Origin of the sequence: Mesorhizobium sp. M0514, assembly GCF_040321145.1 — a bacterium.
Lineage (GTDB): Bacteria > Pseudomonadota > Alphaproteobacteria > Rhizobiales > Rhizobiaceae > Mesorhizobium.
Window position 1 is genome coordinate 45,077 of the sequence record NZ_JAMYQZ010000035.1, and the last position, 15,185, is coordinate 60,261.

The 15,185-nt window shown below is 61.9% G+C and carries 14 protein-coding genes and 1 tRNA gene; 7 read left to right on the top strand and 8 right to left on the bottom strand.

Translation table 11 applies throughout. From position 1 onward, the window contains the following. Positions 1-108: 108 nt before the first annotated feature. A complete protein-coding gene (locus NKI61_RS16425) occupies positions 109-627 on the bottom strand; it encodes a disulfide bond formation protein B (RefSeq protein WP_352840075.1) in 519 nt (172 codons plus the stop codon). Positions 628-689: 62 nt separating this feature from the next. Then, positions 690-1,271 (bottom strand): YqaA family protein, encoded by a 582-nt coding sequence (locus NKI61_RS16430; protein ID WP_352840076.1) that lies wholly within the window; start codon positions 1,269-1,271, stop codon positions 690-692. Between the two features lie 206 nt (positions 1,272-1,477). On the opposite strand from NKI61_RS16430, the gene NKI61_RS16435 reads away from it, so the two are divergent. Further along, positions 1,478-1,562, top strand: a tRNA-Leu gene (locus NKI61_RS16435). A 187-nt stretch (positions 1,563-1,749) separates the two neighbouring features. Here NKI61_RS16435 and NKI61_RS16440 read toward each other — a convergent pair. The 4 genes from NKI61_RS16440 to NKI61_RS16455 all read right to left on the bottom strand — a co-directional run bounded on the left by NKI61_RS16440 (position 1,750) and on the right by NKI61_RS16455 (position 6,370). After that, on the bottom strand, positions 1,750-2,325 hold the full coding sequence (locus NKI61_RS16440; protein WP_023673757.1) for a cation efflux transmembrane domain-containing protein: 576 nt from the start codon (positions 2,323-2,325) through the stop codon (positions 1,750-1,752). Positions 2,326-2,458: 133 nt separating this feature from the next. Then, complete coding sequence (locus NKI61_RS16445) at positions 2,459-3,610, bottom strand: YVTN family beta-propeller repeat protein (protein WP_352840077.1); 1,152 nt, start codon at positions 3,608-3,610, stop codon at positions 2,459-2,461. Positions 3,611-3,686: 76 nt separating this feature from the next. Continuing rightward, the gene (locus NKI61_RS16450) at positions 3,687-4,967 is read right to left on the bottom strand and encodes a GNAT family N-acetyltransferase (protein ID WP_352840078.1); all 1,281 of its coding nucleotides are present in this window, start codon (positions 4,965-4,967) and stop codon (positions 3,687-3,689) included. Next, entirely contained in the window at positions 4,967-6,370 is a 1,404-nt protein-coding gene (locus NKI61_RS16455) for a lipopolysaccharide biosynthesis protein (protein WP_023711750.1), read from the bottom strand. The genes NKI61_RS16450 and NKI61_RS16455 overlap by 1 nt, the downstream gene beginning before the upstream one ends. Positions 6,371-6,661: 291 nt before the next feature. Between NKI61_RS16455 and NKI61_RS16460 the strand changes: the two genes are divergently transcribed. The 5 genes from NKI61_RS16460 (at position 6,662) to NKI61_RS16480 (ending at position 10,600) form a co-directional block, all read left to right on the top strand. Beyond that, complete coding sequence (locus tag NKI61_RS16460; protein WP_023748474.1) at positions 6,662-8,476, top strand: N-6 DNA methylase; 1,815 nt, start codon at positions 6,662-6,664, stop codon at positions 8,474-8,476. Further along, positions 8,458-8,727 carry a hypothetical protein gene (locus NKI61_RS16465; protein WP_023748473.1) on the top strand — a complete coding sequence of 90 codons (270 nt, stop codon included), beginning with the start codon at positions 8,458-8,460 and terminating at the stop codon, positions 8,725-8,727. Before NKI61_RS16460 ends, NKI61_RS16465 begins: the two co-directional genes overlap by 19 nt. 29 nt (positions 8,728-8,756) lie before the next feature. Then, entirely contained in the window at positions 8,757-9,740 is a 984-nt protein-coding gene (locus NKI61_RS16470; protein WP_156932450.1) for a type ISP restriction/modification enzyme, read from the top strand. A 62-nt stretch (positions 9,741-9,802) separates the two neighbouring features. Then, positions 9,803-10,093 carry a hypothetical protein gene (locus NKI61_RS16475; protein ID WP_156932449.1) on the top strand — a complete coding sequence of 97 codons (291 nt, stop codon included), beginning with the start codon at positions 9,803-9,805 and terminating at the stop codon, positions 10,091-10,093. A 180-nt stretch (positions 10,094-10,273) separates the two neighbouring features. Beyond that, positions 10,274-10,600 (top strand): hypothetical protein, encoded by a 327-nt coding sequence (locus NKI61_RS16480; RefSeq protein WP_156932448.1) that lies wholly within the window; start codon positions 10,274-10,276, stop codon positions 10,598-10,600. 346 nt (positions 10,601-10,946) lie between these two features. On the opposite strand, the gene NKI61_RS16485 is transcribed toward NKI61_RS16480, so the two are convergent. Continuing rightward, positions 10,947-11,450: a hypothetical protein gene (locus tag NKI61_RS16485; RefSeq protein WP_023694007.1), complete on the bottom strand. Its 504-nt coding sequence runs from the start codon at positions 11,448-11,450 to the stop codon at positions 10,947-10,949. A 441-nt stretch (positions 11,451-11,891) separates the two neighbouring features. Beyond that, positions 11,892-12,164 (bottom strand): DUF4242 domain-containing protein, encoded by a 273-nt coding sequence (locus NKI61_RS16490; RefSeq protein WP_023685308.1) that lies wholly within the window; start codon positions 12,162-12,164, stop codon positions 11,892-11,894. Between the two features lie 244 nt (positions 12,165-12,408). On the opposite strand from NKI61_RS16490, the gene NKI61_RS16495 reads away from it, so the two are divergent. Further along, positions 12,409-14,997, top strand: coding sequence for a helix-turn-helix transcriptional regulator (locus tag NKI61_RS16495; protein ID WP_352840079.1), 2,589 nt, complete (start codon positions 12,409-12,411; stop codon positions 14,995-14,997). Positions 14,998-15,185: the final 188 nt, after the last annotated feature.

A 15,185-nucleotide genomic window follows, 5' to 3' on the forward strand; every position in this document is an offset into this window, starting at 1 on the left:
ATGACTGCGTCTTTCTCCCCGTCACTATACGGGGAGAAATGCCCGGCAGGGCAATGAGGGGCGGTGCCAACTTAAGAGACTGGCCGCATGGCGCGACCTCGCACTTGATTATTCGCGCGCCAGCGCGCCGCGGAAGGCGACGGCGGCGAGGATGAAGCTGGCGATGGCGTTCCAGCCGGCCAGCGACAGGCCGAGGATACGAAGGGCTGCCTTGTCGCAGGATGGCGGCACGAATTTGTCGAGCGCGTCGAGCACGCCTTTGCCGCCGGTATCGACCGGGCCGGCGCCGGCCGTGCAATCGGCCGGACCCTGCCACCAGGCCCATTCGACGCCCGAATGATAGACGCCGAGATAGAGCCCGTAGAGCATCAGCAGGCCGCCGACGGCAAGCAGCCCCCGCGTCAGCCATGCCGGTGCGCTGAGCATGGAGGCGATCACTGCCAAGAGCATCAGCGGGGCGCCGATATAATAGGGCGTGCGCTGTTCCAGGCAGAGATGGCAGGGGATGTAGCCGCCTATGTGCTGGAAGGCGAGCGCGGAGCCGACCGTGGCGGCCATGGCCACGGCGAGAAACAAAGCGGTGCGCGTCCGCTGGCGTCCGGTATCGGCTGTCATCGTGGCTGTCATGTTTCGTCCGTTGAATTCGCCGTCCGCCGGCATAGTCCTGACCCACCGCCCGCCTTGGGCGGTCAGAAGGCGTATTTGACGACGATATAGAGCAAAATCAGGGCGGCGGGGGCGCCGACGATCAATCCCAAACGCTTCTCGATGAATTCCTTGATCTCCTCGCCATAGCGGCGCAGCAGCCAGGCCAGAAGCAGGAAACGAGCGCCACGCGCCAGGATGGCGGAGACGATGAAGACGACAAGATTGACGTGGAGGGCGCCTGCCAGAATGGTGACCACCTTGATCGGCGGCAGGTGGGCGGCACCCGATGTGACAAGCAGCACCAGCATCAGCCCGGTGCCGGCCGACTGCCACCTCTCGAACGCGTCAAGGCCGCCAAAGTGCTCCAGCATCGGCCGTGCTATCGTGTCGTAGGCATAGTAACCGATCAGCCAGCCGGCAATGCCGCCCAGCACCGACGCGACAGTAGCGATCAGCGCGTAGCGATAGGCGCGTTCGGGCCGCGCCAAAGCCATGGGCAGGTACAAGACGTCGGCCGGTATGAAAAACACCGAGCTTTCGACGAAAGCGATGAAAGCCAGCCACCATTCGGCGGATTTGCGGGCCGCCAGCGACAAGGTCCAGTCGTAAAGTCCGCGAAGCATCGGCTCTCCTGGATGCAGGTTGCCCAGACGCAACGCGCTTTGATGCGCGTCTGTCTAGAAAGATTTTCCGCGCCGCACAATGGCAGGAGCTTCACGAAACAGAAAGGCGGGCTTTTGCCGCAAGCAGGGCACGGCGGCGCATTTGGCCAGTTGACGAACACGCCTCCAACCGTATAGTCCGCGCCCATCCAGGCCTTTGGGCCTGAGCCCCTATGGCGGAATTGGTAGACGCGCTCGACTCAAAATCGAGTTCCGCAAGGAGTGCTGGTTCGATTCCGGCTAGGGGCACCATTTTTTATCTCACGCCAGTTCGCTTCGCTCACGGGCTCCGATGGGGCGGCCTGACCGGCCGACGGGCGGTCGCCCTTGCGAACCCTCCGGGTTCGAACAGTGCCTCGACAAAGACCCAGCGGCGGCTGCTGCGAATGACAGCGATAGCGCCAATCAGCGGCGGCCGGTAGCCCCGCTCTACGTGCTCTCAGGCCGCCGCACGGTGTTCTTCACGGGCAGCTTCCCACACTTCGCGGGCCGCGTCGGCGTTCATGACCGCGATCCCCAATCCCACCGCCAAATCGGGCCACGCGGAATGCCAGAGCAAGGCCGTGACCAACCCTGCGGCAATAATGGCGATGTTGGCCAAGGCGTCGTTGCGGGCCGACAGGAAGGCCGCCTTTGTGAGGCTGCCGCCACGATGCCGGTGCGCGGCCAGCATGTAGGCACAGGACAGGTTGACGGCGAGAGCGCCAAGTCCCGCCAAGGTCAAGGCGATGGGCTGCGGCGGCACCGGCACGTTGAACTTCTCCCAAGCCGTCCAGAGCGTTGCCAGACCCGGCATGAGAAGGATGAGCGCCAATGCCATCCCCACCCGCGCACGGGAGCGCACAGACCACCCAAGTGCGAGCAGGATAAGGAGGTTCACGGAAGCATCTTCAAGAAAGTCGATGCTGTCGGCGAACAGGGACACTGATCCAATGGCGAGCGCCACAGCGAACTCGATCCCGAAATAGGCAAGATTGAGAAGCGCGACGATGAGGACGATGCGGCGAAGGTTCATCTTCTGGCGGTATCCGAAACCAGTGTGTGGAGCTACAGCTTCGCGGTGTCCAAGGAAAGCCCCTGCTCGTTCCGGGCCGACGAGCGGTCGCCCTTTGCGACCTCTTGCGTTCGAGCGCGCCTCGAACGCGGACTTAGCGCATATTCCCCGTATGGCCCTGCGAATAGCGTCCCGGCTGCGGCCAGACCGTCAGGCCGTGGGGTTCTGAGCCAACCCGAAACTTGGTCACGGCGCCCGATGTCGTGTCGATCATGTAGGCGGCACTGTCGAAGCGGCCGGACAGCCATAGTTGTTTGCCGTCGGCGCTGACATTGCCCATGTCGGGGCTGCCGCCGCCGGGGATCGGCCATTGCGTGACGACCGCGCGGGTAGCGAAGTCGATCACCGTCACGCTGCCCGGTCCCTTTGCCTGGCCCTGCTCCATCTTGTGCGAGCCCCGGTTCGAGACATAGAGCCGCTTGCCGTCGCGGCTGACGACGAAGCCATGGGCGCCGATGCCGGTCGGGATGAAGCCGATTTCCTTGAAACTGTCGCCATCGACGAGGAACACGCCGTCATTCATCATGTCGGCGACGTAAAAAACCTTGCCGTCGGGCGAGAGGCGGATGTCCTGCGGCATGCCCATTTTCGAAAAGTCGAGATGGCCAAGCACCTTCTGGTTCTTCAGGTCGATCTTGGCCAACCCGCCATTGCCGTATTCGCAGGTGAAAATCGCGTAGGCGCCGTCGGCCGAGAATTCGGCGTGGTTGATGCCGGGGCAAGTGGGCGTCGGCAGGCTCGACTTCAGCGCCATGGTGTGAGGATCGCGGAAATCGAGCCGCTCCAGGGCTTCGTCGACGACGATGGCCGCGCCCGGCATGAAATACAAATTGTAGGGATCGTCCACGGCGATCTGCGGGCCGGGCTTGCCGGTCATCGGGTCGATCGGCGTCAGGCTGCCGTTCTTGCCGGTGCCATTGTTGGCGACCCAGAGCGTCTTCAGGTCCCAGGACGGCACGACGTGCTGCGGTTTGCTGCCGACCGGGAACCTGTCGACTTCCTTGAGTGTCATGGTGTCGATCACCGTGACGCTGTTGGAGGAGCGGTTCGGCACATAGACGCGCGGCAGTGCACCCAGCGTGGCCGGGCTGAGATAGCTGGCGGCGGTGTGGCTGTAGATGTTGATGGACGGCGCGGGCTCGCTGCAATCCTCGGGACAGCTATCGGCCCAGGCGCGGACAGGCAGCAGTGCAAGCAGCGAAAAGGCCGCACGGGGACCGGCGTGACGCAAAAAGGTTCTGATCATCAGGATGGCTTGTCGTGAAGGCCGGCCGAAATTGCCGCGCCGACCCATAGCTGGTGTCTTGCCGTTGATCCAGTGGCTATCGCCGTCCCAGCAAACTCTTCACGCGGTTGCGCAGCAGGCGGGCCATGTTGCGGGTCTCGCGGTAGAGATGCAGCTGCGAGGCGGCCTGGCGGGCGAGGCGGTCGGCATCCGGCGTCAGCCCGATCACCAGCGAGCCCATCGGCTTGCGCTCGCTCCACAGCCGGCTCATCACCGGGTGGTCGGGCACGGCGCAGGAATCGGTCATCATGATGTTGGGGTCGTCGAGATGCTGCCTGGTCACCTCGATCATCAGCAGCGTGCCCGGCGAATAGGTCGCCAGCGTCTCGTCATAGGCGGTCTTCCAGGTGTAGGCGACGCCGGCCTCGACGAAGACGACCAGGCAGGCGATTGTGCGGCCGTCCAGCGTCAGCGAATGGATGCGGCACATGTCGTGCTCGGCCAGCCGGTGCACGGCTTCGCGGGCAAAGGCGGCGCGGTAGCGGTCGATGGCCATGGCGGTGCGCTCGCGGCCCTTCCAGCCGGCCGCCTCCAGCGTCAGGAAACTTTCGATGGCGTGGCGGATTTCGTCCGGTCCCCGCGCCACGACATGCTCCAGCCTGCCGAGATCCCCCAGGCGCCGTTTCAGGCGGCGGAATTCGCGGTAGTGGTGCGCGCGCAGCGATGCTTTCAAATAGGCCTCGCCGTCGAGGGTGCTTTCGAGCACCGGCCGGTCCGCCTTGCCGGTGGTGACCATTGTCAGGCCGCGCGTCTCGGCAACGGTGGCCAGCACGCTGGCCAATGGGCCGTCGAGGGGCATGTCGGGCAGCACGAAGACCTTCGGCAGCTTGAGATGCGGCCGCGACAGCATGCCGAAGAAATCCTCGACGACGCCGATCGGGTCGTCGTGGTCGACCAGCGGTGTGCCGATCGGGCCGAACGGGCTCGACCAGGTGCGCATCACCGGAACGCCGAGCGGCACGGCCGGCCTTTCGACCGAGAACGGCACCAGCAGGCGCAGCCGGTTGCGGTATTCGTCGCCGTCGCGGATCACCGCCAGCTTGACCTCGCGATCTTCCAGCCGGGGCATGGCCGGCGCCAGAAAGCGCGGGTTGAAGAAGACGTTGGGCTCGATCGTGCGGGTGCACAGATAGTCGAGTTCCTCGACCAGTTCGAAGCCGGCCGAAGCCGGATAGATCGCCAGCTTGCGCAGCGGCCGGTTGTTGGCGAGGATCTCGAGATGCGCCGGATCGGCGTCGCGCGCCAGGCCGGCAAGGCCGGACACCATGGCGCCGGCCGGACCGCCGCTGGTTTCCTCGATCAGCGGGATGGCGGCCATCAGGCGGCTCCCTCGGCAGCGGGCACGAAGATCAGCATGACGATGCCGAGCTTGCGCCAGACGGTGAAGGACAGGGCGCTGGCCTCGAAGACCATGGCGAGGCTGGTGGCGATCGCCGCCCCCCACAGGCCAAAGAGCGGGATCAGCACCACGTTGAGGCCGATGTTGAAGGCCAGCGTCATGGCATAGACGGCGGCGCAGATGTTCTGGTTGCCGCTCATCGTCAACAGGCTTTCGCACGGGCCGACGGCGGCGCGCGCCACGACGCCGAACACCAGCAGGAACAGCAGCGGATAGCCGGCGGTGAATTCGGGGCCGAACAGCACCAGCATCGGTTCGCCGAGCGCCAGCACCAGCAGCGCCATCAGCAGCGACGGCCAGAACGTCCACGACACGGTCTCGCGGGCGAAGGCGGCGAGCTTTTCCGGCTCGCCATGGGTGAACTGCGCATAGCGCTGGGCAACGCCGGCCTTGACGGAGAAATAGACGAAATGCACCAGCGCCAGCGTCTTGACGGTGGCGAAATAGACGGCGACGTCATTGGGCTGGAGATAGGCGCCGACCATCAGCACGTCGGCGTTGGTGAGCAGGAAGAAGAAGCTCTCGACCAGGAAGATCGGCAGCGAGACGATGAACCACTCGGCGAAATGCACCTTCATCGGCCCGGCCGGGATATTCCTGCCCATGCGCGTGGTCACGCCGATGAGCTGGCCGAGCGTGGTGGCGTAGGTGGCGGCGATCGAGGCGAAGATCGCTGTCCTGGCGTCGGGCGCATAGCCCATTGCCAGCATCAGCGCCATCAGCGCCAGGATCAGCACCGGCCGCACCAGATATGTCGGCGACAACGCAAACAACGCCCAGGAATTGGCGCGTGACTGGCCTTGCAGCAGATCGCCCATGGCGATCATCGGCAGGCAGAACAGGCCGAGGATGAAGGGCATCACATAGTAGCTCTCGATCCAGTTCGCGCACAGCCAGACGCCCAGTGCGCCAAGCCCGGCGATCGCCGTCGAGGCAATCAGCACGAACAGGCGGCTGGCGACCACGATGCCGCGCAGCTCGGCCAGCATGTTGCGTTCGCGATATTCGGGGATGAAGCGGATGACCGAGGTGTGGAAGCCGAGGCAGGCGAGGTTGCCGACGATGACCATCGTCACCCAGACGAGGACGAAGATGCCGTATTCGAACGAGCCCATCCAGCGCGCCATCAGCACCTGGCTGATGAAGGCGATGACGGCGCTGACGATGCGGATGGCAAAGGCGATCAGCGACATGCGGCCGGCTTCGCCGCGTTCGTCGGCGGTGAACAGCACCGCATCGATGCGGCCAAGCAACGGCCTCATGCGCAGCGCCAAGCGCTGCGGCAAGAACCGCCCGGCCGTCGTCGCCGCGGAAAAGCGCACCCCGATGTCTCTCCGTTTTCCGCCTCTTTTCAAGGTTTCGATGTAGCGGAGACACATTAAGAAAGGGTGGGCGGAGAGGCGGTCCGCCGGAGCGGACGAAAGGCCAACGATTTCTTGTCGACGCTTGCTTAGAACATCAGTTACGGGTTCATTGCTAGAATAGGGGGAGCGCATGGACATTCGTTTCGATAGGTATTTAAAGGCGCTGGCGGCCAACTACCGCGATGGCGGAACGGAACATACCGGGCGAGCCGCGCTTGAAACTTTCTTAATACATTCGCTGTGGACGCGATGGCGCCCGGCATTGAAGTGCAACACGAGCCGAAACGAGACGCCGACAAGGGCGCACCAGATTTCAAAGTGAAGCGGCAAGGCATGATCCTTGGATATGTCGAGGTGAAAGAGATTGGCGCAAACCTGGACAAGATTTTGAAGTCCGACCAAATCGTCAAGTATCGCAAGCTATCGGACAATATCGTCGTCACCGACTATTTCCATTTCATCCGCATTGACGGTGCCGGCAAGATACTAGACCGCCAGTCGCTGGCCTTTCCTAACGACATCGAAAGCCGCACGATCCAAGTTAACCCGGACAAGGCCGAAGCGGTGTCAAAGCTGCTCGCGGCATTCTTCTCCTCTCCCCCGCAGGGTTTGCAAAGGGCACAGCAACTGGCGGTCGCTCTAGCGACCCGATCGAAGCTGCTTCGCGACTACCTGACAGAGGAACTGGTTCGACAGACAAAAGTGCACAAAGAAGGGAGACTACATGGACTCTACGACGTTTTTCGCGAGCAGGTCTTCCATGAGCTAACAGTTACCGAGTTCGCCGACGCGTTCGCGCAGATGCTTGCTTACGGTCTCCTTCTCGCAAAGTTGAACGCGAGCGACGACGAAATCATCCGGCTCGACAACGTGCGCCGCTTCATTCCCGGATCTTTTCGACTGATCCGCGAATTAGTCCGATTCTTGGAGGAGATGCAGGAGACCGAATATGATGAGGCGAAATGGGTGGTCGACGAGATTCTATCGATCGTCAACGGCCTCGCCATAGCTAACATTCGCGAAGACCTGTCGTTCCGCCAGCGCAAGGCGATCAGTCGCAAGATCCGTGCCGGGGACGAAGAAGAGCACCGGCTCTTCGAGCGCGATCCGTTCATCTATGAAGACTTTCTGAGAGCCTATGACAAGGAGACACGCAAGGCACGTGGCGTTTACTATACGCCACCACCGGTGGTTAACTTCATTGTGCGGGCTGTAGACGACATCCTAAAAAATCAGTTTCAAATCGCCGACGGACTTGCCGACCACAAGAAGGTGACGGTGTTAGATTTTGCGGCAGGAACGGGCACTTTCCTGCTCGAAGTGATGCAACGCATCTTCGACAACATAGGCGGGCCGGAGACAGGCAAGGCGGATGCTGTGGTGCGCGAGCACATGCTCAAGAATCTCTACGGATTTGAGTACCTAATCGCGCCCTATACGATCGCCCATTTGAAGCTTTCGCAGTATCTCAAGGACAAAGGCCATCCGCTGACAGAAAATGAACGGCTACAGGTGTTCTTAACCAACACGTTGGAGCCTGTTGAGCCGCAAAAAAGCGCCTTCTTACCGGAGCTGTCGAACGAGGTGAGGGAAGCGCAGACCGTTAAGGAGAAGCCGATCCTCGTGATCCTTGGCAACCCGCCTTATGCAGGCCATTCAAAGAATAAGGGAAAGTGGATCACAACTGCTATTGACGGCTATAAATACACCTTCGGTCGTGTGCAAACGGAGACGGACGCGGACGGAAATCCGGTCTTTAGTGATGTGAAAAAGCCGCTGGGGGAAAAGAATCCGAAATGGCTGAATGACGACTATGTCAAATTCATTCGGTTTGCTCAGTTGAAAATGGACGAGGTCGAAGAAGGGGTCGTCGGAATTATCACCAATAACTCATGGTTGGACAATCCGACATTTCGCGGTATGCGCCAAAGTCTGTTGCGCAGCTTCGACCAGATATATTTGGTCGATCTCCACGGCAGTACTAAGCCCAAGGAGCTGGTGCCAGAGGGCAAAGAGAATGAAAACGTCTTTGATATTCAGAAGGCGTGGCGATCGCGCTGTTAGTTAAAAAGAAGGATGCTGAGCAAGGGGTATGGCATACGGACATCTGGGGAAGCCGGCTGTCCAAATATCAGGAGTGTGCCGAGGCAGAGATCTCCACGATCGAATGGTCGCGACCTAAACCGTTCTCTTCCTACTTCATGCTCTCAGCGGTCGACTGGACTGGATGGGAAGAATACGGGCAATGGTGGCAGATCGCGGATAGCCTGAGCGCTGCATCCGATAAAAGGCAAATCTTCTCTGGAATGTGCTAGGATTTCAAACTCATAGGGACCATTTCGCCGTGGCGTTTGATCGCCAAGAGATGCTGTCTCGCGTCCGAGATATGTGCGACAGAAGCAAATCAGATCAGGTTCTCAGGGATCTGTATTTCCTCAAAGACAACCGGGACTGGCAGCTCAAAAACGCACGCGAATCATTACAGAAAGCGGAAAATCCGGAACGTCCCATCATCGATTGCGCCTTTCGACCCTTTGATGACCGACCATGTTATTTTGGTCCAGAGTTCATGGACTATCCCCGAAGGGAACTGCTCGACCATGTGGCTTGGCAGCAAAATCTTCAATTGCTGGTTTCTCGTCAAATTGGAACCGGCAGCTGGCGACACTCGCTCGTCGTCGAAACGCCCGCGAATGATTGCACCGTCTCGGATGCCTCAAGCGAGGCGAACTACGCGTTTCCGCTATGGCTGTATGATGTAACTGGAACCAAGTCAGAGAACCTCTCCCCCGATTTCCGCGCTTTCCTCGACAGGGGGTACGACCACCACTATTCGCCGGAAGAAATTCTCGGCTACATCTATGCGGTTCTGCACGCGCCAGCTTACCGGTCGCATTATGCGGCGTTTCTTCGCATTGATTTCCCACGCATTCCTTTTGCCGAGAAGGCAAAAGATTTCGAGGTGCTGTCTCTGCTTGGGTGGGCCTTGGTGCAGGCACATCTGCTTCATGATCTGCCTCGGCGGAGCCTAGCAAACTATCACGGCAAAGGGGCTAACGAGGTTGAGCATGTGCGTTGGTCGGCGGAAGATGAGCGCATTTCAATTAATAAAACACAGAGTTTTGCGCCTGTGCCGGAGGCGGTGTGGAATTTCCATATTGGCGGCTATCAAGTGATCGACAAATATCTGAAATCGCGCAAAGAGCGAATGCTATCACTCGACGAAATCAACCAAGTCGGGCGTATCGCCGACGCGTTGGCCTTCACGAATGAGCAGATAGCGCGCATTGATACTGCTTATGCACAGGCTTTTCCCAACCGGGGATAAGCTGGCGACGCCACTCGCATCGCCCACCAAGCTTTGTCATGATCGGGGTGATTCGAGGCGCCATGACAAAGCAAAGCGAACCTGACCTATTCGGTAATATCGACTCGCAGGGCGACCTGTTCGGGACCGAACTCACGCAGCCCGTGTGGCAGCCCGATCCGGATAAAGTGCGGCGGCGACTAGAGCGCATTCTTGCCGAAGCGAGGGCGGCAAAGTCGATGCCTTGGGATTGGTCCAAGCAGAGCCTCTACCGGACAATCTTTCCACAGATGGCCGGGCTGCTGTCTGACGAGGAGGCAGCGCAGTACTGCTTCCAGTTTGACCAGGAATGGGAACGGCTCAAGGCAGCTTAGGAAATATTGATACGCTGGGCCGGACAGTGCCCTCCTCTGGCCTACCGACCATCTCCCCCCAGGTGGGGAGATGGGCAATAACAAAGCCCGGCTGGCAGCCGGCGCGGAAGCTGTCAACTGACAGGCTGCGTCAGGAACAGGGGATACGCCGGTTACGGGTGGTCGCTTCATGAAAACGGGATGAGGCAGAGTTCGGCCCAGAATCGACCCGTTACACCCGTGGACATGGCAAGAAATCAACTCGACCTTTTTGGCGCCGAAGAACAGTCCGAGCTGTTCGATGAAGACGCGCTGACCGTTTACTATCCTGGCGATCCGGACCGGGTACGCGCGATTGCACAGGCTTATCGCCGAGGCGCGAAGCGCGGAAACACTGCCTTGGGATCAGGACAGTGTCCGGCTCTACCGCAAGATCGTGCCCACATGGTGCTTTGGCTGCCGGAGGAAGAAGCCGCGCCGCTGAAGTTCGAGTTCGAGGCCGAAATGGTGCGGTTGAAGGCGGCGTAGAAACGGATGCGCCGGCCTTGGGCCGGGGCGGCGTCGTTAAGCAAACAGCAGTGAACCACCCAGGAAAATGAAAAACCCGCCTCGGCGGCGGGTTGTCAGCGCAAATCAGCACCATGGCCATGACCATAGCATAGTTGCGGTCACAACGCCACAAGGAAGATGGAAACGCGTTCCGCTGGCGGTCGGCTCGGACATCTCGGGCTTGGCGACATCCGAGACAAAACAATAGGGCGAGCGAACGCCGGGGAAGACTGGGGAGCCGGTCGGCGTTTCGCTCGCCCCTCCCCCGCCAAGGGGGATGGCCAGGCACCGGATGTCCGGTGCCCGAGGTGTCACATGTGAGGCGTTACATCCCCTTCATGGCGTCGCAGGACACGTTCGGGTTCATGTCGGCGAAGGCGCCGGTCGGGTTCTGTTTCCAGGCCCAGACATGCAATTCGTAGAACGGGCCGAGGCCGTAGCGATTGGGGGCGCTGTTGAAGTTGAACAGCTGGCCTTCGAGCGAGGCCGGGCCTTTCGAGGTGATGTATTCGACCGCTATCAGCTTCAGGCTGCCGTCGGCCGTCGGCTCGTACATCACCGCTTCGGGCTTGGCGACATCGACGGCATCGTCCTTGAGATAGGCGCCGTTGACATAGTGGATGCCCATGGCGCCGCCGGTGATGCCGCTGGCGCAAGGGATGGGGGCATAGCCTTCGGCGGTGGCGGCTGCCACATTTTCGAAGCGGCTGTTGGCTGCGCGCACCTTTTCGGCCAGCGGATTGGCGTCGTGCGCCTGGGCGGCCGCACCCGCCGCGATCGAGATGGCGGCGAAAGCCGCGAAGCGTGTCGTCCAAAGAGTTATGGTCATGGTCTTCCGTCCGTTTGTTGACGCTCGAGGCGACGGCGGCCGATCAGGCTGCCCGAAACGCTGCGGCGTTGGTTTAGGATTTGGTTTGTCCGTCCCGGTTCATGCGATGCGGCTTCCGTTGCCGGGCTTTGGCCGCAGCCCTTAAAAACCGTGCAAAATCAACGATCCCAAAAGTAATATTGCCAATATTCCTGCGGGACGTCCCGCTCCGATAGCCCGATGTCGCGCCTCAGATAGTCGCCTTCCGGGGGCAAGGGCCGCCTTTCAGACAGATACGCAGGCAGCCTCGTCGCGAACCGCCATAGACGGCCGAGCACGGAGGTTGGCCGGACGGTCTTTCCCAGGACAGGCCCGATTCCGCCGAGCGGCAGGCCATCAGGCAGTTCGCCACGGCCGCGAAGGACAGTTTGATGCTCATCATCGTGGCGACCGAACGCAGGATCAGAGGTAAAAGTAAGGGTCAAGAACCCGCACCTCCGTGATCTTGTCGACCGGCAGCGAGTTTTTCTGAGCCGTGCTGCGGATCGCTTCGGGCGTCGGCGCGTCGTAGATGCAGAAGCTGTGCTTCTTGTCGGGCGTGACGAAGGACTGGATCCAGGTGACGCCCTTTTCGGCATTGCGCATGACGACGCCGCCGACCGCAGTGGCGCCGATGTCGGTCATCGGAATGTTGAGGCCGTCCGGAAATGTGCGTTCAATCAAATAGCGAGGCATGGAAGACTTCCTTTTCCATTGGTTCACGCTCGATCGGAGCGCTGCTGGACGTTGACCACGCCGGCCCGGCCCGCGCATCGGAACGATTCCCCATATTGGACGGGACGATTCCCTATATTGGCGTCGTTCTTTGTGGAAAGAGGCACGGCAATGTGTGCAAAGTCACATTGCGTCGCTTTCTTCACGGGCTAATCGTGAGCGGCCCGCCATGGTGGGAAAACTCCGATCGTATGAGACGATGATAATGATGCTTCTGGAACGGCAGACGCAGCTGCAGCAGTTGGAGAGCCTGCTTGGCGATGCAATAGGCGGCCATGGCCGCGTCGCCGTGCTGGCCGGGGAGGCCGGCGCCGGCAAGACGGCGCTTGTCGAGGCATTCGCGGCCCGTGTCGGGCAGAGCGCGGCAATGTTGCGCAGCGCTTGCGAGGATCTGTCGATCCCCGATCCGCTGGGGCCGCTTTACGATCTGGCCCGTGAGGCGCAATGGGCGCTGCCGCGCGCAATCGACGCCCGGCATGGGCAGAGACTGCCGCTGTTTTCCGATGCGCTCGACGCTTTTGCAGCCAAGGGGCCGTGCCTGCTGATCATCGAAGACCTGCACTGGGCCGATGATGCGACGCTCGATTTCGTGCGCTTCCTCGGCCGGCGTATCGCCAATATCCACATCCTGCTGTTGCTCACGGCGCGCACCGACCGCAGCGAGGGACAGATGCGGGTGCGCCGCGCCCTGGGCGAAATCCCGGCCGGCAGCGTGGCGCGCATCGACGTGCCGCTGCTCAGCGAGGCGGCCGTGCTGTCGCTCGCCGATGCGGCCGGCCGCGATGGCGACGCCATCTACCGGGCGACCGCAGGCAATGCCTTCTTTGTCACCGAATTGCTGTCGGCCGAAAACGAAACGGCGCTGCCGGCAAGCGTGCGCGACGCGGTGCTGGCGCGGGCCGAGCGGCTGTCGGTTGGCGCCCGGGCCATGCTCGACGCGGTGTCGGTGTTCCCGCGCCGCGCCGACGCCTGGGCCTTGCAAGGCCTGTGCGGCGTCGCCAGCGCCGGCCAGCTGGCCGAGTGTGTCGCCAACGGCCTGCTTGACGACCTGGGCGACGGCTACGCCTTCCGGCACGACATCGCGCGGCGCGCCATCGAAATGATGCTGACGACGTCGCACAGGCGGCAATTCAACCAGCGTGCGCTGGCGGCACTGCTCGAAAATGGCGACGTCTCCACAGGCCGCCTGGTGCATCATGCGGTCGAGGCGCATAATCTGGCGGCGGTGCGCGAACTTGCGCCAATCGCCGCGCGCGAGGCGTCGCGCGTCGGCGCCCATCGCGATGCCGCCGGCTATTACGAGATCGCCCTGCAGCAGGCCGACAGCCTGCCGGTGATCGAGCGCGCCGCGCTCTACGAAAGTCATGCCTTCGAGTGCCATCTCATCGGCAAGATCGATGATGCGCTTGCAGCGCAGGGACAGGCGCGCCGGTTGCATCAGGCAGACGGCAACAGGCTGAAGGAGGGCGACAGCCTGAGATGGCTCTCCCGGCTGAGCGAAATGGGCGATGACCGCGATGCGGCGGCCGCCTTCGGCGCCGAGGCGGTGGCGATGCTGGAAGCGGCTCCCGCCGGTCCGGAACTCGCCATGGCCTATTCGAACCTTTCACATCTGGCGATGCTGTCGGAGAGGGTGGAGGACACGCTGTTCTATGGCGAGAAGGCAGCGGCGCTGGCTGCGCGGATGAACCGTCCCGACATCGCCTCGCATGCTCTCAACAATGTCGGCTGCGTCGAGCAGTGGCTCAATCCGGCCGCCGGACGCCTGCGCCTCGACCAAAGCCTTGAAATTGCGCTCCAAGGCGATTTCCAGGAACATGCCGCGCGCGCCTTCACCAACCGCGCCTGTTTCGAGATCACCCAGATGAGCTACGACGCGGCACGTCCGGTGCTCGAGAGCGGCATCCACTATTGCACCGAGAACGACCTCGGCACCTGGCGCGACTATCTCAGGGGCATGCTGGCCGATGTGCAACTGCGTCAGGGCCAATGGGATGAGGCCGCCGCGACGGCAAGCGATGTCATCGACAATGAGCGGACAACTACCGTGGGCCGGTTTCCGGCGCTGCTGGCATTGGCGAAACTGCGCCTGAGGCGCGGCGATCCTTCGGCCGAGCCGCTGTTCGCCGAAATGGCGCGTCTGGTCGGAAGCGGCGGCGACCTGCAGATGCTGAGCTCCTATGCGGCCTTGATAGCGGAGCAAGCATGGCTGGGCCTGGCCGACAGGCAAGAGGCGCTGGCGCTGATCACCCGCGCCGAAACGCCGGTGCGCTCGCGTGCCCATGTCGGGGAGCTGGCGCTGTGGCGAACATTGCTCTCTCCCGATATGCCGGCCGGCGACACCGCCGACATGGCGACACCATACCGGCTGCTTCTGACCGGCGACTGGCGTTCGGCTTCGGCACTCTGGGCCGAATTGAATGCGCCATACGAGCGCGGACTGGCGCTCATCCTCGGCGACGACGAGGGGCAGCGGCTGGCATTGGATATTTTCGACGGCCTGGGGGCAAGGCCGGCAGCCCAGCGCCTGCGCGATATCATGCGCAAGAACGGCGTTGGCGGCATCGCCCGCGGCCCGCGCCGCTCGACGCGCGCCAACCTCGCCGGCCTCACCTTGCGCCAGATGCAGGTGCTGCAGCTGATCGAACGTGGTCTCTCCAACAAGCGGATCGCCGAGCAATTGACGATTTCGCCAAAGACGGTCGATCACCATGTCTCGGCGGTGCTGGGCAAGCTGGATGCGGTGTCGCGCGGCGAGGCGACAGCGACCGCGCGCGATTCGGGGTTGTTGTAAGGTTTTGACGAGGGTTGGACCGAGAAGTCGCGATCCTTCGCACCCCCCTCTGTCCTGCCGGACATCTCCCCCTCAAGGGCATAGGCGCTAAGATAGCTTTGGCATGGACTGAAACTTGCGCTTTCGTGGTGGTTCGCGCCAGCGATATCGCAAGGCATGGAGATTTTGGCGCAGGGCCGCCAAGGAAG

What these genes read in the sequence shown, in the direction of transcription:
- NKI61_RS16440 (WP_023673757.1), bottom strand. Translation starts at nt 2,325, where the DNA reads ATGAACCTTCGCCGCATCGTCCTCATCGTCGCGCTTCTCAATCTTGCC.
- NKI61_RS16460 (WP_023748474.1), top strand. Translation starts at nt 6,662, where the DNA reads ATGGCGCCCGGCATTGAAGTGCAACACGAGCCGAAACGAGACGCCGAC.
- NKI61_RS16445 (WP_352840077.1), bottom strand. Translation starts at nt 3,610, where the DNA reads ATGATCAGAACCTTTTTGCGTCACGCCGGTCCCCGTGCGGCCTTTTCG.
- NKI61_RS16480 (WP_156932448.1), top strand. Translation starts at nt 10,274, where the DNA reads ATGAGGCAGAGTTCGGCCCAGAATCGACCCGTTACACCCGTGGACATG.
- NKI61_RS16450 (WP_352840078.1), bottom strand. Translation starts at nt 4,967, where the DNA reads ATGGCCGCCATCCCGCTGATCGAGGAAACCAGCGGCGGTCCGGCCGGC.
- NKI61_RS16490 (WP_023685308.1), bottom strand. Translation starts at nt 12,164, where the DNA reads ATGCCTCGCTATTTGATTGAACGCACATTTCCGGACGGCCTCAACATT.
- NKI61_RS16485 (WP_023694007.1), bottom strand. Translation starts at nt 11,450, where the DNA reads ATGACCATAACTCTTTGGACGACACGCTTCGCGGCTTTCGCCGCCATC.
- NKI61_RS16425 (WP_352840075.1), bottom strand. Translation starts at nt 627, where the DNA reads ATGACAGCCACGATGACAGCCGATACCGGACGCCAGCGGACGCGCACC.
- NKI61_RS16495 (WP_352840079.1), top strand. Translation starts at nt 12,409, where the DNA reads ATGATGCTTCTGGAACGGCAGACGCAGCTGCAGCAGTTGGAGAGCCTG.
- NKI61_RS16430 (WP_352840076.1), bottom strand. Translation starts at nt 1,271, where the DNA reads ATGCTTCGCGGACTTTACGACTGGACCTTGTCGCTGGCGGCCCGCAAA.
- NKI61_RS16475 (WP_156932449.1), top strand. Translation starts at nt 9,803, where the DNA reads ATGACAAAGCAAAGCGAACCTGACCTATTCGGTAATATCGACTCGCAG.